The sequence below is a fragment of the Nocardia citri genome (assembly GCF_054065835.1).
In genome coordinates this window covers 21,090-44,938 of the sequence record NZ_JBSUQM010000027.1, presented here as the reverse complement: position 1 = coordinate 44,938, position 23,849 = coordinate 21,090, and the positions used below count along the sequence as shown (strand labels likewise).

The window sequence follows — 23,849 nt, the reverse complement described above, 5'->3', positions numbered from 1 at the left end:
AAGAGCAACCCTGAACACGACGACCGAGCGGTTCGTAGCCGATGTCATGCCGGGCACATCGACGATTGACCATCGGCCCTGTAAGCGGGGCGTTTCTCCCCTGCACCGGTGCGGGTCCGCAGTACATGCTGAATTCGACGATTTGCAGCGGGCCCGGCGTCACGCCCGACCCACCTCGAGGAGATGGCACGCAATGATGTTCTGGTACGACCACGATATGACCGGGTGGGGATACGCCTGGATGGGCCTGGGGATGGTGGTGTTCTGGGGACTGCTGATCACGGGTTTCATACTGCTGGTCCGATCTGTCGCACAGCCCTACCAAGGCCGACCGCCAACCCCGCAAGTTCTCACCGCCGAACAGTTGCTGGCCGAACGCTTCGCCCGCGGCGAGATCGACCGCGACGAGTACCTGAGCCGACTGGAAACCCTGCGTGGACACACTGTGGCCCGCAAGACGACAAACGGTTGACCCCTCGAATCCGAGGACGAAAGGAAAAGGCGATGGCCCAAGCGCATCCCGATCCCGATACCGTGCGGTCCGCCCTGGCGCTGGCGGTACGCGCACCGTCGGTGCACAACACCCAGCCATGGCAATGGCGCATCGGCGACCGCACGGTGCACCTGTACACCGATCAGACACGGCAGCTGCCGCTGGCCGACCCGGATGGGCGAGATCTGCTGCTCAGCTGTGGGGCGGCGCTGCATCATTTCCGGGTGGCCGCACGGTCTTTCGGCTGGCACACGGTGGTGCATCGGTTCCCGAATCCGGCCCAGCCGCAACACCTCGCGTCGATCGAATTCACCGAGACCATACCCACCGCCGACGTCATCACGGTGGCCAGAGCCATCACCCGGCGCCGCACCGATCGGCGGCGCGTCACCTCTTGGGAGGTCCCGCCGACGCATACGAAACATATTGTCGAGGCCGGTATCGCCGAGGGGGCACTGGTACACGAGATCGTGGGTGGTGCCACCCGGACCCGGCTGGTACAGGCATTTCAGGAAGCCGCGCGGGTGCATCACGACGATGCCGCGTACCAAACCGAACTGGCGCTGTGGAGCGGCCGGCATAGCGCTGCGGAGGGCGTGCCCGCCCGCAGCGCCGTCACCGCTGCCGACCCCCTGACCCGCGAGTTCCACAGTCCCACCCTGACCGAGGCGGTGCTCCACGACCTCGATGACCGCGGCGTGCTGCTGCTGGTGCACACCACCGCCGACGATCCGCTGTCCCGGTTGCGGGCGGGCGAGGCCACCAGCGCGATACTGTTGGCCGCCACCGCCTTCGGGTTGGCCACCTGCCCGCTCACCGAACCGATGGAGCTGGCGGACACTCGCGACCTGGTGCGCGCGGATGTGCTGTCCGATAGCGGTTTCCCGCAGTTGATCGTTCGGATCGGCTGGGCCGCGACGAGTGCCGAGCAGGTGCCACTCACGCCGCGACGCCCACTCGATGATGTAGTGCGCCCACTGTAGCCGAAAGGCCCTCTGGCTGCGCAGTCGGTGTCATTCGGTCCTGTCGGCGCACCACGCGACGGCATGACGATTGACACATGATGACGACCGACGCGACTCGATATCGGGGCACCGGGATTCGGCGCATCCGGGATGTTTCGGCGCTGTGCTCCCCGCCTGCCCACGGGCTGCGAGGCGTCACCGGCTATTCCCCGTCCACATCCAACGCACCCCACACGGCAGTTCGAACTACTCGGAGGTCCGGTCATGCACGCACAACCAGGCGACTGGCTGATCGTCGAGGGCGGCGCCAACCGCGGCCCGACTCGGCGCGGCCTCATCGAGGAGGTGCATTCACCCGATGGCTCGCCGCCCTACCTGGTGCATTGGTCCGATACCGGGCATCGGGCACTGACCTTCCCCGGTCCCGACTCCTACGTGCTGAACAGTGCGCAACTGCATGAGCGCGAGCAGCGCGCCGCGGCCCGCTTCGCGGCACTTCGGGATGAGCTATCGCATCCGCACACGGCAGCGGAACCGCTATCGGAGCCGGACGCCACGGCACGAGGTACGAGGTGACCGAAATGTCGGAATACCCGTCCATGCCGACCCGATTGTGGCGGCGACGACCGTGGCGCACCGGTTCGCTGATGCGGGTATCGGACCGAGTCGAGGCACTGGTGTGGCTGTTCGCGATCGTTGTCATGCTCGTCGCGGTGCCGGTCGCGGGCGCGGCGGGTACCGCGGGTTACACCGCCGCCGCGAACCGAATCCGGGTCGAGAACGCGACGAAAGTCGCTGTGCCCGCGACGATCACGACAAAGCCGGAACGGATCGTGACGGTCGACGCCTACGGGTCGAGCACCGAACGATTCGACGCGACCGTGCGTTGGGATCAGAACGGCCGCTCCGGTGCGACGACTACCGAGGTACCCCACAAATCCGCGCCGGGCGATGAGGTCCGAATGTGGCTCGATGCCGATGGCAAAGTGACCACCCCGCCGGTGCGCCCTGTCAACGCCGCCACCAGCGGCATCGGTATCGGCATCACGGTGCTCGCCGTAATCTGGAGTGGCGCAATCCTTTTGGGCTACGGCACCGGCCAGTTACTGCGCACCCGCAGCTACGCGGCCATGGACCGGGAATGGCGTGGAATGAGCCCACCGGTCGGACAAGACTCATGACGACCGGGACGCACCCGCCCGCTGCCGATCGATGACCTCGGCCCGCCGCGGGGCATCGAGCCGGTGACACAGCCGTCGCGCACTGTTGGTCACCACGCGCCGGTGCCGTCACCCCCCGGTCGGCGGACACCGTCCACAGACGCTCTTCGCGGTGGCGCTCACACCTTGTCGACAGTGTCTTCGTCGATTTCCTCATCGAACGGACCGGTATTCACGCCGAACAGCATAGTGCGCAGGTCCGCCGGGAATACCGTGGCAACTCGATCCAACTGCCCCGGTGAGCACAGGTCACGCAGTGCGTCGGTCACCAGCCAAGCCAGACCGGCGGCTTCGTCCTCGGTTACCCCGGCTTCCGCGGCGAACTGCTCGACGAACTCCGAGACACCGTGCGAAACCGGCACTTTGGTGGGTATCCAGCCCTCGAAGAAGATGCCGCGCAGCAATTCGGGCAGCTGCGCGCTCAAATGCGCGGCAGCGGGTATTTCGAGCCGGTCTCGCACGGTGTGCAGCCAGGCGCGGGTCACCCGATAGGCGAAGGCACGGTCCTCGGTCGCGAGATCGTCGGTGATGCGCCGCAGCCACACATGCGCCGTGTGCACGGCATGGGCGAAGGGGTCGACGGAGTCGGGCATCGTCACTACCTATTCGGGATGTACCACCAGGATCGGGCAGTACGCGTGCTGCACCAGCGAATTGCTGGTGGAACCGATCAGCAGGCCATGGAATCCGCCGCGGCCTCGACTGCCGACCACGACCAATTGCGCCTTCTTCGACCACTCCATGAGGTGCGTCCGCACGTCGGACGGATAGACCTCGCGGGTCAATCGCACATCCGGGAACTTCTGTTGCCACCCGGCTAGGCGTTCGGTCAGCAGCACCGTCTCGGCGGTCGCGATGTCCTCCTGCGGAATGTCGAGGAACTCGTATCCGCCGAACTCGGCGAAGTCGAGGTCGCTCCAGACATGCACCGCGACCAGATCGGTATCGCGGTCGGCCGCTTCGGCGAAGGCCGCGCCGATGACGGACTCATCGGTCGCGCTGCCACCGATGCCGACCACGACCGGACCATCGGTCCGTGAAAGCTGTGCCGGATCCGCGGTGCGCACGACCGCTACAGCGCCCGAGCCATGGGCGACCACCGCCAGCAGGGTCGAACCGAGATGGCGAAAGGAGCCGATACCCGGGGTGACACCGAGCACGACCATATGTGCGGTCCGCGACTGCCGGACCAGCAGTTCGGCCGGGTTCGCCTCGGACACCTCGGTGGTGATGGTGAGCTCCGGCGCGATTTCGTGCGCGAGCTGTCGTGCCGCGGCGACGAGTCGCGCACCGCGATTGCGGAACTCGTCCATCAATGACGGCAACGCGACCCCGCGGCCGTGTTGTGCCCACGGCGCCGCGCTCAGATCGAGGCCGTGGGTGATGAGCAGCCCGCGCCCGCGCCGCGCTGCGGTTTCGGCGGCCCAGCGCACCGCGACGTCCGCGCCCTCGGTGCCGTCGGTACCGACGACCACCAAGGCCGCGGCCATCCGGTGCGGATCAGTCGTGCTCGACGGACTCTTGCTGTCGGACATCGGATTTCGAGCCTCTCCACTACGAATGGGTCACCAGGACGGGCGGATCCGGGGCGGCCATCGACCGGGACGCCGCCGCGCGGCAATCCGAATACGCTTACGCGGCGTTGTCGACGAGCCGGATACCGGACACGATCGAGGGCTCGATCTCGATGACGGTATCGCTCAGCCGGTCTACCCAGGGTTGCAGCAGTTGCTCGTACCGGGCGATACGCTCGGGATCGGTGACCGGGCGAGCCAGTCCGGTCACCACGACCGACCAGCCGGTGCGCCGGAGTGGGTCGATCTCGTCGGCCTGGTAGGCGACCACTACATCGGAGTTGGCGCGCACGGCCGAGGTGAGCTTGGACGCGAGGCGGGTGCGCACGATGATGCGGCCGTCGGTCTCGACCAGATGGTTCACCGGGCGAATCGCTGGTAATGCGTTGCGGCTGAATACCACTCGACCGATCGGGACGGTCGCTATCAGGTCCAAAGCCGTCGCGCGATCGAGTTCGACAATGGCGTGCCCGGGGTAGCCGGGCGCAGCGAACTCACTCGAGTACTCTCTGGTCGGCCACAGCTCGGACGTACTCACCGGACAACCCCTCTCCTCAGCAGACGATCTGAGCAGTTTCACCGTGCGGCAACGGCGGTGAACAGGGTCTAAGGTCCTATTAATCGAGGACTCGGGCTTTATCCCAGCGACGCTGCGGCAGCCGCCCATACCAATGTCGATTCCCCCGCCAGGGGTGACTTTCGGCCCTCGCTAATCGACTTGGATATGTCGATGATGAGCGCGAGCGGTCTATTCGGAAAGGGAGGACCAGCCATGACCACCGCACAGGCCATCATGCAGCCCGACGTCGCGTGCATTACGGTCCGCGACACCATGGAAACCGCGGCGCAGCGGATGCGTCAACTCGATATCGGCGCATTGCCGATCTGCGATGGCGAAGGACATCCGGTCGGGATCGTCACCGATCGTGACATCGTCGTCAAATGCGTGGCCACCGGCACGAATCCGCGCACGACCACTGCTGGCGAAATGGCCCAGGGCGACGACCTGCACACCGTCGATATCGGTACCGACATCGAGGCCGCACTGGCACTGATGGAGCGGCATCGGATCCGACGACTCCCGGTGACCGAGGCAGGCAAGCTGGTCGGCATCATCACCGAGGCCGACCTGTCGCGCCGGCTGCCCGACACCACCGTTGGTGAGTTCGTGGAAGCCGTATGCGCACAACATCTTCCGGCATCCGCCGACGAGGGTGTGCAATAGCGCGAGACCGCATGAGCATCGGAGCCGACCGCAACATGATCGTTGTCGGCGTGGACGAAACACCGACGGCGATGAACGCGGCACGTTGGGCGGCCTATCTGGCCTCTGCCCTGCGCGCGTCGCTGCTGCTCACCTATGCGCTGCCGCATGGAGTTACGCCCGCACAGCAGTTGGCCGCGCATGTCCATCCGCCACACCCTCCCGATGCTGCCCGCGTAACCCTCGACCGCATCCGCCGCCTCGTGCACACGTGCGATCCGGAGTTGATAGTCAGCGCGGTACGCCCCGCGGGGCCGCCCGCCGATGCGCTGGTGGCATTGAGCGCACATGCCCGCATCGTTGTGATCGGCGCACGAACGGCCTTCGGACAGCGGCTGGTCGGGCCGACCACCATGCGTGTCACCCAGCGTGCGCATTGTCCGGTCGGAGTGTGGCGCGGCGCGATCGGTCGACCGATTCCGCGCGGCAAGCCGGTGGCGGTCGGCGTGGACGGAACCGAACTCAGTATCCCGGCCGTCGGGCACGCCTTCGAGATCGCCGCAGCGCTCGAGGTGCCACTGACCGCAGTGCATTGCTGGCCGTCACGCATTGAACCAGTGGGCCACCATCTCGACCGCGGCGAGGAGGAACGCATCCTGCTGGCCGAAGCACTGGCGGGCTGGCGCACGGAATATCCGGATGTCGAGGTGATCGAAATGCCGGTCCCCGGCCTGGCCCGCTCGGTGCTGAACGACATGGCGCAGGATGTGCAACTGCTCGTCGTCGGCAGCCACGGCCACCCGACCGCGACGGCGCTGTTGTTCGGATCGACGAGCCGTGACCTGCTCCACCAGACCACCTGCCCGGTCCTGGTGTGCCGGTCCTGAGGACAACAGGGCGGTCATTGACCGCGCACGTTAGTGGTCCGGGCGGCGGTGTTCGCCCAAGGAGCGTAAGACCTGCTCAGCGCACCGATCGGTCCGTATCCATACCCCGCCGCCAACCTAGGCCGACATCGTCGCGAAACAGGACGCACCGACCGGAGTCGGCGGGTGACCATGGACCCTCGAGAACGGGCGCAAGGCCCATTCCGACCGGCACAGTAGTTGGCGAAACTCAGGGGTATGACCGATACCAGCCCCTCCCCCGTACGTTCTGTGCCGGACCATCCGACGGTGCTGGCGGCCATGCGCATGGCCAGCCGAGCGCCGTCAGTGCACAACACCCAACCGTGGCGCTGGGTATTCGACGGCGACCGGCTGCACCTGTACCGCGACGACGACCGCCTGCTGACCTCGGCGGACCCGCTGGGCAGGCAGTTGGTGATCAGCTGTGGCGCGATGCTGCACCACGTGCGCACCGCATTCGCCGCCAACGGCTGGCACACCGATACCACCCGGCTGCCCGATCGCGATCGCACCGACTATCTGGCGGTTATCGAATTCCGCCCGTGGCCCGAACCGCCGACCGGTGTCCTCGCCCGCGCCCGCGCCATCGATCAGCGGCGCACCGACCGACTACCCTTGTCCGCCCCGACCGGCTTACCCCAACTCCTGCACACCGGGCGCATGCTGGTGACACCCCATGACCTCGAACTCGATCTCCTCGACGAAACCGCGCATACGAAACTCAGCGCGGCCTCCGAACACACCACCGCGGTCCGCCGCTACGACATGGAATACCAGACCGAATTACATTGGTGGACCGGACATTCCGGCGATCTGGAGGGCGTCCCCCGCGAATCCCTGGTCTCCGATGCCGAATTCGCCCGTGTCGGCGTGGGCCGCACCTTTCCGTCCGCATCACATTCAGCGCGCCGCGGCACCCTCGAAGACCAGGCCCGCTTGCTGGTGCTGAGCTCGCCCCGCGAATCCGGCTCCGTGTGGCTGCATACTGGTGAAGCACTCTCCGCGGTGCTGCTCGAATGCACGACCGCCGGGCTGGCGAGTTGCCCGTTGACCCACATCACCGAAATGCCTTCGGCCCGAAAGATCATCGCGAACATGCTCCCCCATCCTGGGATCCCCCAGGTGCTCATTCGCATCGGTACTGCCCCGGACGATGAACCCGGCGTCCCGCCGACCCCTCGCCGTCCTCTTACCGACTTCCTGACGATGAAGCACGAATAGGCCGACTGCCGGTCGATCAGGCATTGGCACGATATCGACGACGCGAGGATGCGGTGACCATTGACCCTCGAATGGGTGCGCAGTGGCCGTGGTGGGGCAAGGCGGCGAAGGCGAGACTCGAGGCATGAACGCAAGCGATCGCACCGACATTCCCGAGCTGCGGACTGTACGAATGGCGCTGATGCTCGCCTGCCGGGCCCCTTCGGTGCACAACACCCAGCCGTGGCGCTGGGTGTTCGATGGTGAACGATTGCACCTGTTCAGCGATACCGGCCGACTGTTGCGGTCAGCCGATCCGCTCGGCAGGCAATTGGTGATCAGCTGCGGCGCCGTGCTCGACCATGCCCGCCTGGCTTTCCTGTCGACGGGCTGGTTCGCCGATGTAATCCGAGCCCCTGATCCGAATCTGGCGGAGCATTTGGCCATGCTCGAGTTCCGGCCATGGCCCGGCTCGCTGAATACGACGGCCGCTCGGATCCGCGCCATCCACCAACGCCGCACCGACCGGTTACCGATGCTGGCTCCGCCCGGCTGGATCGACGCATTCGACACCATTCGCGAACTGGCCAGACCACACCATGTCGCGGTCGACGAGATCGCCGACAGCGATCGGCCCCGGGTCGCCGCTGCCACCGAGCATGCCACCGCATTGCGCCGCTACGATATGCCGTATCAGAACGAATTGCATTGGTGGAGTGGACATTCAGATGTCAAGGAGGGTGTCCCCATCGCGGCGCTGGCATCGGACGCCGAGGCAGCCCGGGTAGATGTGGGCCGCGGCTTTCCGCCCGCACCGTATTCGTTGCGCCGCGATGGGCTCGAGGACCAGTCCCGGCTGATAGTGCTCAGCACCCTCGGTGAGACGCCGGCACAGTGGCTGCGTACCGGCGAGGCGCTGTCGGAGGTGCTGCTCGAATGCACCGCCCGCGGCCTGGCCACCTGCGCGCTCACCCATATCACCGAACTTGTCGCCGGCCGTTCGGTAATCGCCGATCTCATTCCCAACCCGGACGTGCCCCAGGTCGTGATCCGCATCGGCATCGCGCCCGAGGACGGCGAACCGGCCCCGACACCACGCCGACCACTCGACGAGGTGCTCGAGGTGCGTTCGCTTCGTTCCTGAGACAGATCCCATAACACCAATACACTTCCAGGAGGCCAGCGATGCCGCACCACGACGATCCCCTCGCGCCCGCCGTGCAGACCGCGCACGACTGGTTGCGTGCCGTTGCCGACAGTCTCGATACCGACGACCGTGCCTTTGCCTACCGGGCGTTGCGCGCCTGGCTGCACACGGTGCGAGACCGCATCAGTGTCAGCAGCTCGGCACATCTCGCCGCGCAACTGCCCGAGGTACTGCGCGGGGCCTACTACGAGGGCTGGGTGCCCGGCCATGTGCCGGTCCGGCATGGCATCGCTGGATTCACCAGGCAGTTCGCTCGCGAGGCCGGTATCGACGACGACGAGGTCGGTCCGCTCGCGGGTGCGGTCACCCTCGCGCTGTCGGAGCTGTTCTCCCCCGGCCAGATGGACCGCATCTTCGCGGTCCTGCCGATGCACTTGTACGGCGCACTGTGCGGCGCGCGAATGCCGGCCGAGGAGCCGGCATTCGATCGGCAGCCGGTCGCCGAGCCCGGCGAGGCCGATCCGCTCACCGATCTGAGAGACCACATTCGGGCCCTCGGTGCCGCCGTCGCGGTGCTCGCGCGCGGCCTCGAGCGACTGCCCGCCGACAGATCCGATAGCGACCGGTCGACCCGTGCGGCCCAGCAGGCACACCGCATTCTGCTCGCCGAAGGTTTGGTCGGCGCCGAGGCACGGGAGCACTGAGATGTTGCGTGCGACGATCCCGCTGGGGCGGGTCGCGGGCATTCGCATCGGCGCGAACTGGTCGACGCTGGTCACCCTCGGCCTGTTCACCTATCTGCTGGGCCGCTCGCTCGCCGATGCGCACGGGAACTCGGTGGCGGTCTGGCTGGTCGCCGGGGCGGGCGCGGTCGGACTATTCGTCTCCCTGCTGAGCCATGAGCTGGCCCATTCGATCATCGCCCGCCGCAGCGGCACCCGCGTCGAAGTGGTCGTGCTGTGGCTACTCGGCGGCGTATCCGAACTCGCCGACGAACCGAAGGACCCGCGTTCGGATCTGCGCATCGCAGTGGCCGGACCGCTCACCAGCTTCGTGCTCGGCGCCGGGTTTCTCGGTGTTGCCGCGGTGATCGGCGCGGTGGTCAGCGGGCCGGTGCCGGAGATGCTCGGTTGGCTCGGCGCGATGAATGTCATGCTGGCGATCTTCAATCTGCTGCCCGGCGCGCCGCTGGACGGTGGCCGCGTACTGCGCGCGTTGATCTGGCGGCGCACCGGAGATCGGTTGCGCGCCAGCACCGTTGCCGCGCGCAGCGGCCGAATCGTCGGACTGGGCCTGATGATCCTCGGTGGCGTCGAACTGCTGGTGGTCGGCGCGGGCGGTGGGCTGTGGCTGATGCTGCTCGGCTGGTTCCTGTACTCGGCGGCGAATGTCGAACTGACCGCCGCCGGGCTGCGACACCGACTGGGCGACACCCGGATTCGCGATGTCATGACCGAACATCCGCTGTCGGTTCCGGCGACCTGGTCCGTGGCCGATCTGCTGCGCTCCCAGATCGTGCACTCCGATCATCGGGTATTCCCGGTGATCGATCAGACAGGTCGGCCGATCGGCGAGCTCGCCCTGTCCGATCTCACGGCGCTGTCCGCGACAGCGCGCGAGACCACCGCAGTGCGGGGAGTCGCCCGCCCGCTCCCGCCGACGGCCCGGGTATCGGGCGACGAACTGCTCGCCACCGTGGCATCCCAGGTGGTGCTGCGCCCCGACTTCGGTGTCGTCACGGTGATCGATCCGCACGGTCGACTCATCGGTGTGGTCACCGCGACGGATCTGACGCTGGCCGTGCAGCGCAGTGCCCTCGGTCTGCCCGCCCGGCGGCCCGAACGGTATCGACCGCCGAATACTGCACTCTGACAAGATAATTCGGCCCGCGCCGAGTCAGGCTGCTGGGAGGCTGGCGATGGGCCATACACGAGTACAGCAGGAACCACCTCGACCGATTTTCCGGAATCGGCACGAGGCGGGCGGGGGTGCTGGCAGGTCTGCTCGAACGCTATCGCTTCGATCCGGATGTCCCTGATACTCGGACGGCAGCGCGGTGGCGCTCCGGTCGCGTGAACGGGTCGTTTCGGTCAGGGTTCGCCCTATTTCACCCATGGTCGAAGGTCCCTCGGCAAGCGTCGGTTCGGCACTGTGCGAGGGCGGTGCCTGGCCGTAGCGTCGAGATCAACAGAGTTTCGGCTCTCGGCCGGCACCGGACGAATGGCGGTGCCACAGCCGGTTTGGCACTCGTCGCACCTGATCAGGCGCACGAAACATGGCAATGATCTACCCGAAGGAACACCGCTGATGACCACACAGCAACACGATGATCCGCACCGGCTGGCGTCGGCCGAAATAGTGGTGGGTATCGACGGCTCCGAGGCCGCCGATCTCGCCGTCCGATGGGCTGCCGAGACCGCCGCCCAGCGGGGCCGCCGACTGCGCATCGTGCACGGCCTGGACCTCTCCGCGGCGGGAGCCGTCTACGGACTCTACGATGTGATCACGCCGCCGGTAATAGATACGATCCGCGACGAAGGTACGGATATGGTGCGCACCGCGCGCCGGCTCGCTCATGCGGTCGACCCGGGCCTGGTAGTGGAAGCCGAAGTGTCCGAAGCGAATCCGGCACGCCGGTTGATCGAGCTGTCCGAGGCGGCGCATCTCGTCGCGATCGGCTCAGCTGGCGCCGGCGGCACCCTGAGCCATCTCGGGTCGACGCTGCTCGCGGTCTCCAGCCATGGCCACGGCGCGATCGTGGTCGTGCGTGATACCGGCACTGAGCAGCAGACTCGACGCGTCGGGCCGGTCGTGGTCGGTGTCGACGGCGGGCCTATCAGCACGGCCGCCATCGGGGCCGCGTTCGCCGAAGCCAGCGAGCGCAATGCGCGACTCATCGCCGTCCATGCTTGGAGCGACTCGTATTACGACCGCTTCGCCGGACTTCCCTGCGTTATCTCCGACCGCGATGCCGAAACCGCCGGCCAGGCAATCCTGTCCGATCAGCTCGCTGGCTGGCCGGAGAAATATCCGAATGTCCAGGTCATCCGCAAGGTGTACCTGTCGGGGCCGCGCCAGGCCCTGCTGGAGTGGTCGCGATCCGCGCAGTTGCTCGTGGTCGGCAGCCGTGGTCGCGGCGGATTCCGCGGGCTACTGCTCGGTTCGACCAGTAATGCGCTGGTACAGACCGCGCACTGTCCGGTCATGGTCGTCCACCCGCATTAGCACCCGTCCTCCGTCACGCAGAAGGGCTGCGAAATCCCATGTCCACAGACATCAATCCCCCCGTGCTCGTCGGCATCGACGGTTCCGACGCCGCCACCGAGGCCGTGCGCTGGGCCGCGGTCGATGCGGTCCACCACCGCGCACCCCTGCACATCGTGTACGGCATCGGCGCACCGATGGCCTTCGGTCCCGGAGTTGCCTTCGACCAGATCGATTACGACCTCTATCGGGAGGCCGGTAAGGCAGCCGTCGCCTCGGCACGTGTTTTCGCGACCGCGGCAGCCGCGCCCGTCGGCGAGCTCGACATCGCCACCTTCGTTGTCGAGGCACCGCCGATCCCGGTCCTGCTCGAACGCTCCGAGGACGCCCGCATGCTGGTGGTCGGCACTCGTGGCCTCGGTGCCTTCCGCCGCGGCTTGCTCGGGTCGGTCAGCACCGCCATGGCCATGCACGCACACTGCCCGGTCGCCGTCATCCCCGAACCCGAGAACTACACACCGGATCGGGTGCTCGGCCCGGTGCTGGTGGGTGTCGACGGCTCGGCCAGCGCCACCCGCGCCATCGAGATCGCCTTCGACGAGGCCGATCATCGCAACGTCGCGGTGCTTGCGGTGCTCACCTGGTCCGAATTCAACCTCTACCTTTCCCGCGCCGATATGCAGCAAGAGGCCGAGAAAGTGTTGTCCGAAAGCCTCGCGGGCTATGCGGAAAAGTATCCGGACCTGAAGGTCGAGCGCGTGGTCGTCGAAGATCGACCAGCCAGACGCATACTCGCCGAGGCCCAACACTCCCAACTGATTGTCGTCGGCAGCCACGGCCGAGGCGGCTTCGCCGGCATGACCCTCGGCTCGGTCAGCCAAGCGGTCCTGCACGCTACCGACTGCCCACTCATCATCGCCCGCCCCTGATTTCGGACTGGGCCAAGACCTACGCCGAGGCGTGGTGGACGGTGCTGCACAGTGACCGCGAGGAGCTTCGGCACTCGGCGTGGGTCCATCTCGGCGAGGTTCGTGAGGGCTACGCGCATCTCATCGGTGATATCCGGGCAGGCCGCGTCCAACTCCCGCTGGGCTGGCGAGGCATTCGGCACACCCTGCCCGCGGAGTAAGATCCATCCCGGGGCTTGTCGAAAGGCGAGGTCGGGATGCATGAAATGGCGATAACCCAGTACCTTGTCGACGCCGTCGGTGAGCATGCGCGCGGGCGCGCGGTGCACAACGTGACGGTCGAGGTCGGCGCGCTGTGTGCGGTGGTGCCCGAGTCCATGCAGTTCTGTTTCGAGCTTGCCACCGAGGGGACGATCGCCCAGGGCGCGCGACTGGACCTGCACATTGTCGACGGGGCGGCGCGTTGCCGGGCCTGCGGGGCGGAATTCGGCCTGCCCGATTTCATCGCGCTGTGCCGTTGCGGCAGCGCCGATATCGAGATAACCGCGGGGCGAGAACTTCGAATCGTATCGATGGAGGTGAGTGAGCTATGTGCAGAACCTGCGGATGCGAGGGCGACGGGGTCGCTGTGATCACCGTCGGGCACCAGGACCACGATCACCCACACGATCATGAGCATGGTCCCGGACATGAACACGAACACACCCATGAGCACGCTCTGACCACGCTGACCCTCGAGCAGAAGGTGCTCGCCAAGAACGACGACCTCGCCGCGGCGAACCGTGCGCGGCTGCGCGAACACGCGATCTTGGCACTGAATATGACCAGTTCGCCGGGCGCGGGGAAAACGACGTTGATCGAGCGAACCATCCGCGAGCTCCGAGCTGTTGCGGTGGCGGTCATCGAGGGTGATCAGGCCACCATGCTGGACGCGCGGCGCATCGAGGCAACCGGATGCAAGGTCGTGCAGGTGAATACCGGGGCGGGCTGTCATCTCGACGCGGACATGATGCGGCGCGCGCTCGACGCGCTGGAACCGGAGCCGGGCAGCCTGCTGTTCGTGGAGAATGTGGGCAATCTGGTCTGTCCGGCATTGTTCGATCTCGGCGAGGCGGGCAAGGTCGTGATCATCTCGGTCACCGAGGGGACCGACAAGCCGTTGAAATATCCGCACATGTTTGCTGCGGCAGAGCTGGTGTTGATCAACAAAACCGATCTACTGCCTTATGTGGACTTCGATCTGGAGCGATGCGCGGACTACGCGCGGTCGGTGAATCCCGGCGTAATGATTCTTCCGGTGTCGGCGACCACCGGTGATGGGCTGGCCGATTGGTATGACTGGCTCACCGCACGGCTAACTGTCGGCATACCGATACCTTGAAAGCCATTGGCTCTCAGACCTAGACTCATGTGATCAGAGTCACGCGCGGATGCGTCGCTGAAGCTGACCGGAGAGGCATCCGCGTGCCCCCCGCTGCGGAAGGTGGCAGTCCGATGCCAACTCAGGAAGCAGTAAAAGCCGAAGACACGCTGATCCACGTCCTCTGGATCAATGCGGGACTCAGCTGTGACGGCGATTCGGTGGCCCTCACCGCCGCCACTCAGCCGAGCATCGAAGAGATCGCACTCGGATCACTCCCCGGATTGCCGAAGATCGCCGTGCACTGGCCGCTCATCGATTTCGAATGCGGTCCGACCGGCGGCGCGGACGATTTCCTGGAGTGGTTCTTCAAGGGAGATCGCGGCGAACTCGATCCGTTCGTATTGGTCGTCGAGGGATCTATCCCCAATGAGCAACTCCACGAAGAGGGCTACTGGTGCGGCTTCGGCAACAATCCTGCGACCGGTCAGCCGATGACGACGAGCGAATGGCTCGATCGGCTGGCGCCCAAGGCGATCGCAGTGGTCGCCGCAGGCACGTGCGCGACCTATGGCGGTATCCACGCGATGGCGGGTAACCCGACCGGCGCCATGGGTGTCCCCGACTATCTCGGCTGGGATTGGAAGAGCAAAGCGGGCATACCGATCGTCTGCGTGCCCGGCTGCCCGATCCAGCCCGACAATCTGTCCGAGACCCTGACCTACCTGCTGTATATGGCCACGGGACAGGCGCCGATGATCCCGCTGGACGAAGTGCTGCGTCCCAAGTGGTTGTTCGGCGCCACCGTGCACGAAGGTTGCGACCGCGCGGGCTACTACGAGCAGGGTGATTTCGCCGAGGAGTACGGATCGCCGAAATGCATTGTGAAGCTGGGCTGTTGGGGTCCGGTCGTCAAGTGCAACGTGCCCAAGCGCGGCTGGGTCAATGGCGTGGGCGGATGCCCGAATGTGGGTGGTATCTGTATCGGCTGCACGATGCCGGGATTCCCGGACAAGTTCATGCCGTTCATGGACGAACCGCCGGGCGGCAAGATCTCCTCGACCGCTTCCGGGCTGTACGGGTCGGTGATCCGCAGTCTTCGCCACATCACCGGCCGCACCGTCGACAAGGAACCGCGCTGGCGGCACAAGGGCGGGAAGCTCGAATCCGGCGCGACACGCACCTGGTAGGGAGATATTTCGATGACAGAGATCATTCCCGATCCGTCGCTTCGCAAGATCGAACCCGAGGGCCTGGTAGAGATGTCCTGGGATCCGATCACCCGCATCGTCGGCAGTCTGGGCATCTACACCAAGATCGACTTTTCGAGTCGCGAGGTGGTCGAGTGTCACAGCACCTCGTCGATCTTCCGTGGCTATTCGATTTTCATGAAAGGCAAGGACCCGCGCGACGCGCACTTCATCACCAGCCGCATCTGCGGCATCTGCGGTGACAACCACGCGACCTGCTCGTGTTACTGCCAGAACATGGCCTACGGGGTCAAACCACCGCCCATCGGCGAGTGGATCGTCAATCTCGGCGAGGCCGCCGAGTACATGTTCGACCATAATATTTTCCAGGAGAACCTGGTCGGGGTGGACTTCTGCGAGAAGATGGTCGCCGAAACCAATCCTGGCGTGCTCGAACGCGCCGAGCGCACCGAGGCGCCGCACGCCGGTGACCACGGCTATCGCACCGTCGCCGACATCATGCGGGCACTCAATCCGTTCAGCGGTGAGTTCTACCGGGAGGCGCTGCAGGTCAGTCGGTACACGCGCGAAATGTTCTCCCTCATGGAGGGCAGGCACGTGCACCCCTCGACGCTGTATCCCGGTGGGGTCGGCACGGTGGCCACGATTCAGCTGATGACCGACTACATGTCGCGGCTCATGCGTTATGTGGAGTTCATGAAGAAGGTCGTGCCGATGCACGACGACCTGTTCGACTTCTTCTACGAAGCGTTGCCGGGCTACGAGCAGGTGGGTCTGCGTCGTACACTGCTCGGCTGCTGGGGATCTTTCCAGGATCCCGCGGTGTGCAACTTCGACTACAAGGATATGGAACAGTGGGGTCGGCGGATGTTCGTCAGCCCCGGCGTCGTCGTCGACGGGAAGCTGATCACCACCTCGCTGGTCGACATCAATCTCGGCCTCCGGATCCTGTTGGGCAGTTCGTATTACGAGGACTGGACCGATCAGGAAATGTTCGTTACGACCGATCCGCTCGGCAATCCGGTCGACCGGCGCCATCCGTGGAATCAGCACACCAACCCCAAACCGCAGAAGCGCGACCTGGACGACAAGTACAGCTGGGTGATGTCCCCCCGCTGGTTCGATGGCAAGGACCATCTCGCGCTCGACACCGGCGGTGGGCCGCTCGCTCGCCTGTGGACGACGGCACTGGCCGGGCTGGTGGATATCGGTTACGTCAAATCCACCGGATCCAGCGTGCAGATCAACCTGCCCAAGACCGCGTTGAAGGGCCCGGTCACCTTGGAATGGAAGATTCCGAGGCACGGCAGCAATACGATCGAACGCGACCGGGCGCGGACCTACTTCCAGGCCTACGCGGCGGCGTGCGCACTGCACTTCGCCGAGCAGGCGCTCGGTGAGATCCGGGCGGGCAACACCAAGACCTGGGAACACTTCGAGGTGCCCGACGAGGGCATCGGCTGTGGTTTCACCGAGGCGGTGCGCGGTGTGCTGTCGCACCACATGGTCATCCGGGACGGCAAGATCGCCAACTACCATCCGTATCCGCCGACGCCGTGGAACGCCAGTCCGCGTGACTCTTTCGGTACGGCGGGGCCCTACGAGGACGCGGTACAGGGGCAGCCGATCTTCGAGGAAAACGATCGGGAGCACTTCAAGGGCATCGACATCATGCGCACGGTGCGCAGCTTCGATCCGTGCCTGCCGTGCGGTGTGCACATGTATCTGGGCAACGGCGTGAGCCTGGACAAGGTGCATTCACCCACCCAGACGTTGACCGCGGAATGACAGATCGGGCCGACGACGGGAGGCACAGCGTGGATGGTGGCCCGCAGCAGCGAGCCAGACCGACCGACGACAACCAGTGGCGGGGCGCGGGTGATCGCATCGACACCCTGCTGGATGCCAGCTCGGCAGCCGGCCCGGTAGCGCGTGAGCGCGCCGAGCGTCTCGTGCGTGAGGTCGTCGACCTTTATGGCGCGGCCCTGGGCCGCATCATGGCGGTGCTCGAAGACCGGACCGTCGAGGAGCTGACCCGCGACGATCTGGTCGCGAGCCTGCTGTTGGTGCACGGCCTGCACCCGCACGACGTGCGAACGCGGGTGGCAGTGGCGCTCGACAGCGTCCGCCCCTACCTCGGTTCGCACGGCGGCGATGTGACGCTCATCGATGTCGTCGACAGTGTCGTGCGACTCGAGCTGTCCGGTAGCTGCCGCAGCTGCCCTTCGTCATCGGTGACGCTGGAACTGGCGGTGGAGGACGCGGTGCGCGCGGCCGCACCGGAAATCGAGTCGATCGAGGTGGTCGCGGCGGCGGCGCAGCAGCAGTCGGGCGTGATACCGGCCGAGGCGCTGTTCACGCGGGTGCACACCGGCGATCCGCCCGCGGGCAGCTGGATCTCGGTCCCGGAGCTCGCGGACTTGGCGGCGGGCGAGGTCGGCGGGTTCACGGTGGGTGGGGTTGCGGTGCTGGCCTGCAGGGTCGGCGCGGACGTGTTCGTCTATCGCGACCGCTGCGCGGCGTGTGGGCGTTCGATGGCGGGGGCCGCGCTGCACCGCAAGATGGGTGCCCCGACCGGCTCGGCCGTCTTGCGGTGTCCCGGCTGTCTGGCCCATTTCGACGTGGTGCACGCCGGAGCACGGCTGGACGGCGACGGGCATCTGGAGCCGTTCCCCGTGTTGGTGCGGTCCGGCGAGATCTCGGTGGCCGTGCCCGCGGAGGTCCACGGATGAACCAGGGCTTGCGCGCACTGCGTCGTATCGCGACCGACCCGGCCCCGCCCCCGGCGGTCGGAGAGCGGTGCGAAATGTGCGCCGAACCGGTCGGTGCGCAGCACCGGCATGTGGTCGATGTCGAAGGCAGGCAACTGATGTGCGTGTGCACCGGCTGCTATCTGCTGTTCACCGACCAGCATGCCGAGCTGCGCTTCCGCGCGGTGCCGGACCACTACGTCTCGTTCCCGGACTGTGTGATCGGCCAGGGTGAATGGGATGGTCTCGACATCCCGGTCGGGCTGGCGTTCTTCTTCGTCAATTCGGCGCTCGGGCGCACTGTCGCGTTCTATCCGGGACCGGCGGGAGCCACCGAATCCGAACTGCCGCTGCGGGATTGGCGGGCAATCCTGGATCGCCATCCCGAACTCGACCGGCTCGCACCGGATGTCGAAGCGCTGCTCATCCGCATGCCCGAACGCGGCGGTCCCGGCGCGGTGCTGCTGCTGCCGATCGATGCCTGCTACGAGTTCGTCGGGCGGATGCGGATGCTGTGGCGCGGATTCGACGGCGGCAAGGAAGCCAGAGACTTCATCGCGGAATTCTTCACCGCGATGTCGGCACGCGCGCGGCCGGAGGTGGCGTCATGAGTCCGGCCTATGCGATGACTTTCGCGGTGCTCGAGGTGCGGCCGGAGCCGTACGCGGTCACCCCGAATCTGTCGGCGCGCATCGGCATCGCCGCGCTGGCCGAGGAGCCGGTACACGCGATCGCGCTGCGCGCCCAGGTGCGCATCGAACCCTTCCGGCGCGGCTACACCGACGACGAAGGCGCGGGACTGATCGACCTTTTCGGCCCGCGCGAACGCTGGCACGAAACCCAGAAATCGTTCACCTGGATGCATTGCGCCACCATGGTGCCCGGCTTCTCCGGCGGCGCGGAGGTGGAACTGCCGATGCCGTGCACCTATGACTTCGAGGTCACCGGCTCGAAATATCTGCACGCCCTGCGCGAGGGCACCGTGCCGCTGATCTTCCTGTTCAGTGGGACCGTATTCATCCGAGGGGAAACGGGTTTCGCGATTCAGCAGGTGCCCTGGGACCGCGAGGACAAATTCGACATGCCGGTCGCTGTATGGCGCGCTCTCATGGACGCCCACTATCCGAACTCCGGCTGGGTACGGTTGCGCCGGGAGAATGTCGAAGCGCTGGCCGCCTACAAGTCCTCGCACGGGCTGCTCGGATTCGACGATGCCGTCGCGAAACTCCTCACCGAGGAGCCCACGCCGTGAACGCCGCCATGACCCGCGCCCGCGCCGTCGCCGACGCCGTGCTGTACGAAGGGTACCTGCTGTACCCGTACCGGTCGGATGCCCGAAAGAACCAGTCCCGCTGGCAGTTCGGTGTGCTCGGCCCGCCCGGCGCGGCCGCGGCCGGATTCGGTGAGGACGACTCGCTGGCCGCCGAATGCCTCGTCCGCGCGTCCCCGGGCGTGCGGATCACGCTCACCGCGCGGTTTCTGCAGTTGCAGCGCCGAACAGTCGAACTGGACGGAACCGCGCACGCCGAGTTGATCATCGACGGACGCCGCTGGGTCAGCTGGGATGAAGCCGCCGAATGCGAAATCCCCTGCGGCCCATCGCCACTGGCGGATATGACGATGCCGATCGACGTACCGGGCTGGCAGTCGGTCGAACCGATTCCGGGCTCGACGGCGGGCGCATTGGTGCGGACCCGAGCACCGATCAAGGGCACACTCGAAGTGACCGTCGCACCCGAGGGCGAATATCGGCGTGTCGGAATACGGTTGCGTAACAGCGGCGGCGCGGCCACCAGCGCGGACGACGCCACCGTCCGATCCATGCTCGGCGCCCACGTGATCGCCGAACTGGAGGGCGGTGAGTTCATCTCGCTGCTCGACTCCGAACCCGGTGCCGAGACGGCCGTCGAGCACTGCACCCGGCACCGCTGTTTCCCGGTGTTGGCGGGACCGCCCGGCCACAACGGCATTGTCCTGGTGTCGCCGATCATCCTCTACGACCATCCCGAAATCGCCGAGCAGAGCGCGGGCCAACTGTTCGACTCCACCGAGATCGACGAAATCCTCACCCTGCGCGTGATGACGATGACCGAGGACGAGAAGGAACGCGCCCGCGCCACCGACCCCAGAGCCGCCGAGATCATCGACCGTTGCGATGGCATGACGCCCGAGGCCATGCATGATCTGCACGGACTGTGGCGCGAGCCAGCCCCGCGCCTGGTGCCCGAGGTGCCAGCCGGCATGAGCTGGTGGGATCCCGCCGCCGACGGCGCGGTGCGCCCGGAGTCCGACGCGGTCCCGATCGCCGGGGTGCTGGTACGCAAGGGCAGCCGGGTTCGGCTGCGTCCGGCGCGGCGCGCCGACGCGCACGACCTGTTCTACGAGGGCAGGGCGGCGCGCGTCGCCTCGGTGCACGCCGATGTCGATGGTGAAACGCATGTCGGTGTGGTCATCGATGACGATCCGGCGGCCGATCTGCACGAATGGTATGGCCGCTACCTGTATTTCGCACCAGATGAGCTCGAACCGATTGTCAACGGCGACGAGTGAGACGAGTGAAAGGAAGACGGTCATGGAAGCAGTTGGTGTGGTCGCCACCGCGGTGGTGGCAGTCATCGTCGTGGTCGGCGCGTATGTCGGCGCACGGTCGATCCCCGACCTCCGGCGTTATCTGAAGATTCGCCACATGTGAGATGAGCGCCCGCGTGCTCGTTGCCGGGATCGGCAATATCTTCCTCGGCGACGACGGATTCGGCCCGGAGGTTGTCCGTCGGATATCCACGGCGCCGCACGAGCAGCGGATCGTCGACTACGGCATCCGCGGGTTGCACTTGGCCTACGACCTGCTCGACGGGTGGGATGCCGTGGTGTTGGTGGACGCCCTACCGAATACCGGCGAACCCGGCCGCGTGCAGATCCTGCGCGCCGACCCCGAGTCGGGTGCGACGACGGCCATGGACGCGCACGCGATGAATCCGGAGGCCGTCTTCGCGGCGGTGCGCGCACTCGGCGGTGTCGTGCCGCCGACCGTCGTTGTCGGTTGCCAGGTCGATTCGGTGGCCGAGGGAATCGGCCTCAGCTCTGCCGTCGCGGCGGCCGTCGATCCCGCGGCGGCCGAGGTCGCGCGCATCGCGGCGCGATTGCGCGCGGGACAGGAGGTGTGAGGATGTGCTTGGGCATTCCGGGACGGGTCGTGGAGATTCCGGACGGCTACCACGGGCAGATCGCCGTGGTCGAGGTGTCCGGTGAGAAGCGCAAGGTCAATATCGGTCTGCTCGACGAGGATCACCCTGCTGTGCCCGGTGATTGGGTGATCATCCACATGGGATTCGTCGTCGAGAAGACCGACGCGGATGGCGCGCAGCGGGCGATGGCCGGGCTGCGCCTGCTCGGCAGCGGAGAGCAGCCGTGAGCGAGCGACTGAAAAACGCAGCCGCCGACCGCGTCCGCCGCCGCCTGCTCGTGCGCGGCGTGGTGCAGGGCGTCGGATTCCGGCCGTTCGTCTACACCACTGCGGTCGAGCTGGCGCTGACCGGCAGCGTCGCCAATGACACGGACGGCGTCGTCATCGAGATCGAGGGCGTCGAGGCATCGGTGCGGGAGTTCATCCGCCGGCTGCGCGAGTCCCCGCCACCGCTGGCCGCCGTCGTCTCGGTCGAGGAGAAACCGGTCGACATTCGCGGCGGTACCGGATTCCTCATCGCGGACACCCGGCGCCGCGGCGCCGGACGGACCCTGGTCTCCCCCGACGTGGCGATCTGCGCGGACTGTGCGCGCGAACTGCGCGACCCCGCCGACCGCCGCTACCGCCACCCCTTTGTGAACTGCACCAACTGCGGCCCGCGATTCACCATCATCGCCGGGCTGCCCTACGACCGCGAGCGCACGTCCATGGCCGATTTCACCATGTGCGCGCGCTGCGCCCGCGAATACGCCGACCCCGCCGATCGGCGGTTCCACGCCCAGCCCATCGCCTGTCCCGACTGCGGGCCTACCCTGTCCTATATCGGGCCCGGCGATTCGGCGCGGCCGCTGGCCGCTGCGCGCGAATTGCTCTGCGCCGGAGGCATTCTCGCGGTCAAGGGGATCGGCGGCTACCACCTCGCCTGCGACGCCGACAATGAAACGGCGGTGGCCGAATTGCGCCGCCGCAAGCGGCGCGGCAATAAGCCCTTCGCCATCATGGTCGCCGACCTGGACCGCGCGGCGCGCATCGTGACCATCGACCCCACCGGCGCGGCGCTGCTGAGTGGTCCGCAGCGGCCGATCGTCCTGCTGCCGCGCGACGGACGGCCTGTCGCCGACGCGGTCGCCCCCGGTAATCCGGATCTCGGGGTGATGCTTGCCTACACCCCATTGCATCTGCTGCTGTTCGGCCTGCCCGGCGACCCACCGGGTCCCGATGTGCTGGTGATGACCTCCGGCAATCTCGGCGGCGAGCCGATCTGCTACGACGACGATGACGCCCGCTCCCGCCTTGCCGGGCTCGCCGATGCCTGGCTCGGCCACGACCGGCGCATTCTCGTCCCGTGCGACGACTCGGTGGTGCGAGTCGTGGACGGCGCCGAACTGCCGGTGCGCCGCTCGCGCGGCTACGCGCCACTGCCGCTGGCGCTACCCATCCCGGTTCCTCCGACCCTCGCGGTGGGTGCCGACCTGAAGAACACCTGCGCTGTCGCCGACGGCCGCTACGCCTGGCTCAGTCAGCACATCGGCGATATGGACGATCTGGCAACTCTGCAGGCTTTCGACACGGCGCGAGCCCATCTGGAGGAACTCACCTGTGTGCACCCGACCCAACTCGCCGCCGATGCGCACCCCGGCTACCGGTCGACCGCGTGGGCCCGTGCGCATGCCGACGATCGACCGGTGCACACCGTGCAACACCATCACGCGCATCTGGCCGCGGTTATGGGCGAGCACGGGATCGATGCGAACGAGACGGTGCTCGGTATCGCCTTCGACGGCACCGGATACGGACCCGACGGCGCGGTCTGGGGCGGTGAGGTGCTCGTCGCCGGATACAAGGGCTACCGGCGTATGGCGCATCTGTCCTATGTGCCCTTGGCGGGCGGCGACCTCAGCGTCCGCAAGCCCTACCGGATGGCGCTGTCGCATCTGCGTGCCGCGGGCATCGAGTGGTCCCCCGGCATCGCCTCGGTCGACGCCTGCCCGGCGGCCGAACGGGCCGTGCTCGAGCATCAATTCGCCACCGGCCTCGGCTGCGCGCCTACCTCGAGCATCGGCAGGCTGTTCGACGCGGTCGCCTCCCTGGCCGGGGTACGCCACGTCGTCGACTACGAGGCCCAAGCCGCGATCGAACTCGAAGGTCTGGCCCGCGGGGCCCGCGATGCGCCGGGCCGATACCGATTCACTTGGCACGACGGCGATCCTGCCCGGTTCGACCCAGCCCAGGTGCTCGCCGATGTCGTCGCCGACGCCGCGCGCGGCATACCGCCGGCGGTTGTCGGTGCCCGTTTCCACGCCGCCGTCGCCGATCTCGTGTACGACGCGGCACGGCGTTTCGCCGCGCCACGGTCGGTGATCGCCCTGTCGGGCGGTGTGTTCCAGAACGCGCTGTTGTTGTCGAGTTGCACCCGTCTGCTGCGACGCGACGGATTCCGCGTCATCAGTCATCGCAGACTGCCACCGAACGACGGCGGGATCGCGTTCGGTCAGCTCCTGGTAGTCGGTGCGGTGTGAGC

At 66.7% G+C, this 23,849-nt stretch carries 28 protein-coding genes; 25 read left to right on the top strand and 3 right to left on the bottom strand.

Going from position 1 to position 23,849, the window contains the following annotated elements; genetic code table 11:
* Window positions 1-193 precede the first annotated feature (193 nt).
* The 4 genes from ACW2Q0_RS26530 (at window position 194) to ACW2Q0_RS26515 (ending at window position 2,639) form a co-directional block, all read left to right on the top strand.
* Window positions 194-472 carry an SHOCT domain-containing protein gene (locus ACW2Q0_RS26530; RefSeq protein WP_457193630.1) on the top strand — a complete coding sequence of 93 codons (279 nt, stop codon included), beginning with the start codon at window positions 194-196 and terminating at the stop codon, window positions 470-472.
* Window positions 473-504: 32 nt separating this feature from the next.
* A complete protein-coding gene (locus ACW2Q0_RS26525; protein ID WP_457193629.1) occupies window positions 505-1,476 on the top strand; it encodes an Acg family FMN-binding oxidoreductase in 972 nt (323 codons plus the stop codon).
* A 246-nt stretch (window positions 1,477-1,722) separates the two neighbouring features.
* Window positions 1,723-2,034: a DUF1918 domain-containing protein gene (locus tag ACW2Q0_RS26520; protein ID WP_457193628.1), complete on the top strand. Its 312-nt coding sequence runs from the start codon at window positions 1,723-1,725 to the stop codon at window positions 2,032-2,034.
* Window positions 2,035-2,039: 5 nt separating this feature from the next.
* Window positions 2,040-2,639 carry an Rv1733c family protein gene (locus ACW2Q0_RS26515; protein ID WP_457193658.1) on the top strand — a complete coding sequence of 200 codons (600 nt, stop codon included), beginning with the start codon at window positions 2,040-2,042 and terminating at the stop codon, window positions 2,637-2,639.
* A gap of 158 nt (window positions 2,640-2,797) precedes the next feature.
* On the opposite strand, the gene ACW2Q0_RS26510 is transcribed toward ACW2Q0_RS26515, so the two are convergent.
* The 3 genes from ACW2Q0_RS26510 to ACW2Q0_RS26500 all read right to left on the bottom strand — a co-directional run bounded on the left by ACW2Q0_RS26510 (window position 2,798) and on the right by ACW2Q0_RS26500 (window position 4,715).
* The gene (locus ACW2Q0_RS26510) at window positions 2,798-3,271 is read right to left on the bottom strand and encodes a DUF2267 domain-containing protein (protein WP_457193627.1); all 474 of its coding nucleotides are present in this window, start codon (window positions 3,269-3,271) and stop codon (window positions 2,798-2,800) included.
* Between the two features lie 9 nt (window positions 3,272-3,280).
* Complete coding sequence (locus tag ACW2Q0_RS26505; RefSeq protein ID WP_457193626.1) at window positions 3,281-4,213, bottom strand: universal stress protein; 933 nt, start codon at window positions 4,211-4,213, stop codon at window positions 3,281-3,283.
* Window positions 4,214-4,310: 97 nt separating this feature from the next.
* Complete coding sequence (locus tag ACW2Q0_RS26500) at window positions 4,311-4,715, bottom strand: pyridoxamine 5'-phosphate oxidase family protein (protein WP_457193657.1); 405 nt, start codon at window positions 4,713-4,715, stop codon at window positions 4,311-4,313.
* Between the two features lie 309 nt (window positions 4,716-5,024).
* Between ACW2Q0_RS26500 and ACW2Q0_RS26495 the strand changes: the two genes are divergently transcribed.
* From ACW2Q0_RS26495 to hypF, 21 genes are all read left to right on the top strand, one after another.
* On the top strand, window positions 5,025-5,477 hold the full coding sequence (locus tag ACW2Q0_RS26495) for a CBS domain-containing protein (protein ID WP_457193625.1): 453 nt from the start codon (window positions 5,025-5,027) through the stop codon (window positions 5,475-5,477).
* Window positions 5,478-5,488: 11 nt separating this feature from the next.
* The gene (locus ACW2Q0_RS26490) at window positions 5,489-6,343 is read left to right on the top strand and encodes a universal stress protein (protein WP_457193624.1); all 855 of its coding nucleotides are present in this window, start codon (window positions 5,489-5,491) and stop codon (window positions 6,341-6,343) included.
* 237 nt (window positions 6,344-6,580) lie between these two features.
* Window positions 6,581-7,585: an Acg family FMN-binding oxidoreductase gene (locus tag ACW2Q0_RS26485; protein ID WP_457193623.1), complete on the top strand. Its 1,005-nt coding sequence runs from the start codon at window positions 6,581-6,583 to the stop codon at window positions 7,583-7,585.
* A gap of 124 nt (window positions 7,586-7,709) precedes the next feature.
* On the top strand, window positions 7,710-8,708 hold the full coding sequence (locus tag ACW2Q0_RS26480) for an Acg family FMN-binding oxidoreductase (protein WP_457193622.1): 999 nt from the start codon (window positions 7,710-7,712) through the stop codon (window positions 8,706-8,708).
* Between the two features lie 41 nt (window positions 8,709-8,749).
* Window positions 8,750-9,415, top strand: a complete 666-nt coding sequence (locus tag ACW2Q0_RS26475) for a DUF2267 domain-containing protein (protein ID WP_457193621.1) — start codon at window positions 8,750-8,752, stop codon at window positions 9,413-9,415.
* 1 nt (window position 9,416) lies between these two features.
* Window positions 9,417-10,583 (top strand): site-2 protease family protein, encoded by a 1,167-nt coding sequence (locus tag ACW2Q0_RS26470; protein ID WP_457193620.1) that lies wholly within the window; start codon window positions 9,417-9,419, stop codon window positions 10,581-10,583.
* Window positions 10,584-11,018: 435 nt separating this feature from the next.
* Complete coding sequence (locus ACW2Q0_RS26465) at window positions 11,019-11,936, top strand: universal stress protein (protein WP_457193619.1); 918 nt, start codon at window positions 11,019-11,021, stop codon at window positions 11,934-11,936.
* Window positions 11,937-11,974: 38 nt separating this feature from the next.
* Window positions 11,975-12,844, top strand: a complete 870-nt coding sequence (locus ACW2Q0_RS26460) for a universal stress protein (RefSeq protein ID WP_457193618.1) — start codon at window positions 11,975-11,977, stop codon at window positions 12,842-12,844.
* Window positions 12,845-12,885: 41 nt separating this feature from the next.
* The gene (locus tag ACW2Q0_RS26455) at window positions 12,886-13,044 is read left to right on the top strand and encodes a hypothetical protein (RefSeq protein WP_457193617.1); all 159 of its coding nucleotides are present in this window, start codon (window positions 12,886-12,888) and stop codon (window positions 13,042-13,044) included.
* Between the two features lie 36 nt (window positions 13,045-13,080).
* The gene (locus tag ACW2Q0_RS26450) at window positions 13,081-13,455 is read left to right on the top strand and encodes a hydrogenase maturation nickel metallochaperone HypA/HybF (RefSeq protein WP_457193616.1); all 375 of its coding nucleotides are present in this window, start codon (window positions 13,081-13,083) and stop codon (window positions 13,453-13,455) included.
* Entirely contained in the window at window positions 13,413-14,204 is a 792-nt protein-coding gene (gene hypB / locus ACW2Q0_RS26445; RefSeq protein WP_457193615.1) for a hydrogenase nickel incorporation protein HypB, read from the top strand. Before ACW2Q0_RS26450 ends, hypB begins: the two co-directional genes overlap by 43 nt.
* Before the next feature lie 113 nt (window positions 14,205-14,317).
* A complete protein-coding gene (locus ACW2Q0_RS26440; RefSeq protein WP_457193614.1) occupies window positions 14,318-15,373 on the top strand; it encodes an NADH-quinone oxidoreductase subunit B family protein in 1,056 nt (351 codons plus the stop codon).
* A 12-nt stretch (window positions 15,374-15,385) separates the two neighbouring features.
* Window positions 15,386-17,182, top strand: a complete 1,797-nt coding sequence (locus tag ACW2Q0_RS26435) for a nickel-dependent hydrogenase large subunit (RefSeq protein ID WP_457193613.1) — start codon at window positions 15,386-15,388, stop codon at window positions 17,180-17,182.
* Window positions 17,179-18,126 (top strand): NifU family protein, encoded by a 948-nt coding sequence (locus tag ACW2Q0_RS26430; RefSeq protein WP_457193612.1) that lies wholly within the window; start codon window positions 17,179-17,181, stop codon window positions 18,124-18,126. Before ACW2Q0_RS26435 ends, ACW2Q0_RS26430 begins: the two co-directional genes overlap by 4 nt.
* Complete coding sequence (locus ACW2Q0_RS26425; RefSeq protein ID WP_457193611.1) at window positions 18,123-18,755, top strand: DUF5947 family protein; 633 nt, start codon at window positions 18,123-18,125, stop codon at window positions 18,753-18,755. The genes ACW2Q0_RS26430 and ACW2Q0_RS26425 overlap by 4 nt, the downstream gene beginning before the upstream one ends.
* Window positions 18,752-19,396: a DUF6084 family protein gene (locus ACW2Q0_RS26420; RefSeq protein ID WP_457193610.1), complete on the top strand. Its 645-nt coding sequence runs from the start codon at window positions 18,752-18,754 to the stop codon at window positions 19,394-19,396. The genes ACW2Q0_RS26425 and ACW2Q0_RS26420 overlap by 4 nt, the downstream gene beginning before the upstream one ends.
* Window positions 19,393-20,694: a hypothetical protein gene (locus ACW2Q0_RS26415; RefSeq protein WP_457193609.1), complete on the top strand. Its 1,302-nt coding sequence runs from the start codon at window positions 19,393-19,395 to the stop codon at window positions 20,692-20,694. The genes ACW2Q0_RS26420 and ACW2Q0_RS26415 overlap by 4 nt, the downstream gene beginning before the upstream one ends.
* 22 nt (window positions 20,695-20,716) lie before the next feature.
* Window positions 20,717-20,836, top strand: a complete 120-nt coding sequence (locus tag ACW2Q0_RS26410; protein ID WP_457193608.1) for a DUF6893 family small protein — start codon at window positions 20,717-20,719, stop codon at window positions 20,834-20,836.
* 1 nt (window position 20,837) lies between these two features.
* Window positions 20,838-21,308, top strand: a complete 471-nt coding sequence (locus ACW2Q0_RS26405) for a hydrogenase maturation protease (protein ID WP_457193607.1) — start codon at window positions 20,838-20,840, stop codon at window positions 21,306-21,308.
* Between the two features lie 2 nt (window positions 21,309-21,310).
* Window positions 21,311-21,556, top strand: a complete 246-nt coding sequence (locus ACW2Q0_RS26400; protein ID WP_457193606.1) for a HypC/HybG/HupF family hydrogenase formation chaperone — start codon at window positions 21,311-21,313, stop codon at window positions 21,554-21,556.
* Window positions 21,553-23,847 carry a carbamoyltransferase HypF gene (gene hypF, locus ACW2Q0_RS26395; RefSeq protein ID WP_457193605.1) on the top strand — a complete coding sequence of 765 codons (2,295 nt, stop codon included), beginning with the start codon at window positions 21,553-21,555 and terminating at the stop codon, window positions 23,845-23,847. The genes ACW2Q0_RS26400 and hypF overlap by 4 nt, the downstream gene beginning before the upstream one ends.
* Window positions 23,848-23,849 lie beyond the last annotated feature (2 nt).

Coding starts and splice junctions, on each gene's coding strand:
- ACW2Q0_RS26400 (WP_457193606.1), top strand. CDS start 21,311: ATGTGCTTGGGCATTCCGGGACGGGTCGTGGAGATTCCGGACGGCTAC.
- ACW2Q0_RS26450 (WP_457193616.1), top strand. CDS start 13,081: ATGCATGAAATGGCGATAACCCAGTACCTTGTCGACGCCGTCGGTGAG.
- ACW2Q0_RS26440 (WP_457193614.1), top strand. CDS start 14,318: ATGCCAACTCAGGAAGCAGTAAAAGCCGAAGACACGCTGATCCACGTC.
- ACW2Q0_RS26515 (WP_457193658.1), top strand. CDS start 2,040: ATGTCGGAATACCCGTCCATGCCGACCCGATTGTGGCGGCGACGACCG.
- ACW2Q0_RS26405 (WP_457193607.1), top strand. CDS start 20,838: ATGAGCGCCCGCGTGCTCGTTGCCGGGATCGGCAATATCTTCCTCGGC.
- ACW2Q0_RS26460 (WP_457193618.1), top strand. CDS start 11,975: ATGTCCACAGACATCAATCCCCCCGTGCTCGTCGGCATCGACGGTTCC.
- ACW2Q0_RS26510 (WP_457193627.1), bottom strand. CDS start 3,271: ATGCCCGACTCCGTCGACCCCTTCGCCCATGCCGTGCACACGGCGCAT.
- ACW2Q0_RS26470 (WP_457193620.1), top strand. CDS start 9,417: ATGTTGCGTGCGACGATCCCGCTGGGGCGGGTCGCGGGCATTCGCATC.
- ACW2Q0_RS26475 (WP_457193621.1), top strand. CDS start 8,750: ATGCCGCACCACGACGATCCCCTCGCGCCCGCCGTGCAGACCGCGCAC.
- ACW2Q0_RS26495 (WP_457193625.1), top strand. CDS start 5,025: ATGACCACCGCACAGGCCATCATGCAGCCCGACGTCGCGTGCATTACG.
- ACW2Q0_RS26520 (WP_457193628.1), top strand. CDS start 1,723: ATGCACGCACAACCAGGCGACTGGCTGATCGTCGAGGGCGGCGCCAAC.
- ACW2Q0_RS26525 (WP_457193629.1), top strand. CDS start 505: ATGGCCCAAGCGCATCCCGATCCCGATACCGTGCGGTCCGCCCTGGCG.
- hypB (WP_457193615.1), top strand. CDS start 13,413: ATGTGCAGAACCTGCGGATGCGAGGGCGACGGGGTCGCTGTGATCACC.
- ACW2Q0_RS26505 (WP_457193626.1), bottom strand. CDS start 4,213: ATGTCCGACAGCAAGAGTCCGTCGAGCACGACTGATCCGCACCGGATG.
- ACW2Q0_RS26425 (WP_457193611.1), top strand. CDS start 18,123: ATGAACCAGGGCTTGCGCGCACTGCGTCGTATCGCGACCGACCCGGCC.
- ACW2Q0_RS26480 (WP_457193622.1), top strand. CDS start 7,710: ATGAACGCAAGCGATCGCACCGACATTCCCGAGCTGCGGACTGTACGA.
- ACW2Q0_RS26530 (WP_457193630.1), top strand. CDS start 194: ATGATGTTCTGGTACGACCACGATATGACCGGGTGGGGATACGCCTGG.
- ACW2Q0_RS26490 (WP_457193624.1), top strand. CDS start 5,489: ATGAGCATCGGAGCCGACCGCAACATGATCGTTGTCGGCGTGGACGAA.
- ACW2Q0_RS26485 (WP_457193623.1), top strand. CDS start 6,581: ATGACCGATACCAGCCCCTCCCCCGTACGTTCTGTGCCGGACCATCCG.
- ACW2Q0_RS26430 (WP_457193612.1), top strand. CDS start 17,179: ATGACAGATCGGGCCGACGACGGGAGGCACAGCGTGGATGGTGGCCCG.
- ACW2Q0_RS26410 (WP_457193608.1), top strand. CDS start 20,717: ATGGAAGCAGTTGGTGTGGTCGCCACCGCGGTGGTGGCAGTCATCGTC.
- ACW2Q0_RS26465 (WP_457193619.1), top strand. CDS start 11,019: ATGACCACACAGCAACACGATGATCCGCACCGGCTGGCGTCGGCCGAA.
- ACW2Q0_RS26420 (WP_457193610.1), top strand. CDS start 18,752: ATGAGTCCGGCCTATGCGATGACTTTCGCGGTGCTCGAGGTGCGGCCG.
- ACW2Q0_RS26435 (WP_457193613.1), top strand. CDS start 15,386: ATGACAGAGATCATTCCCGATCCGTCGCTTCGCAAGATCGAACCCGAG.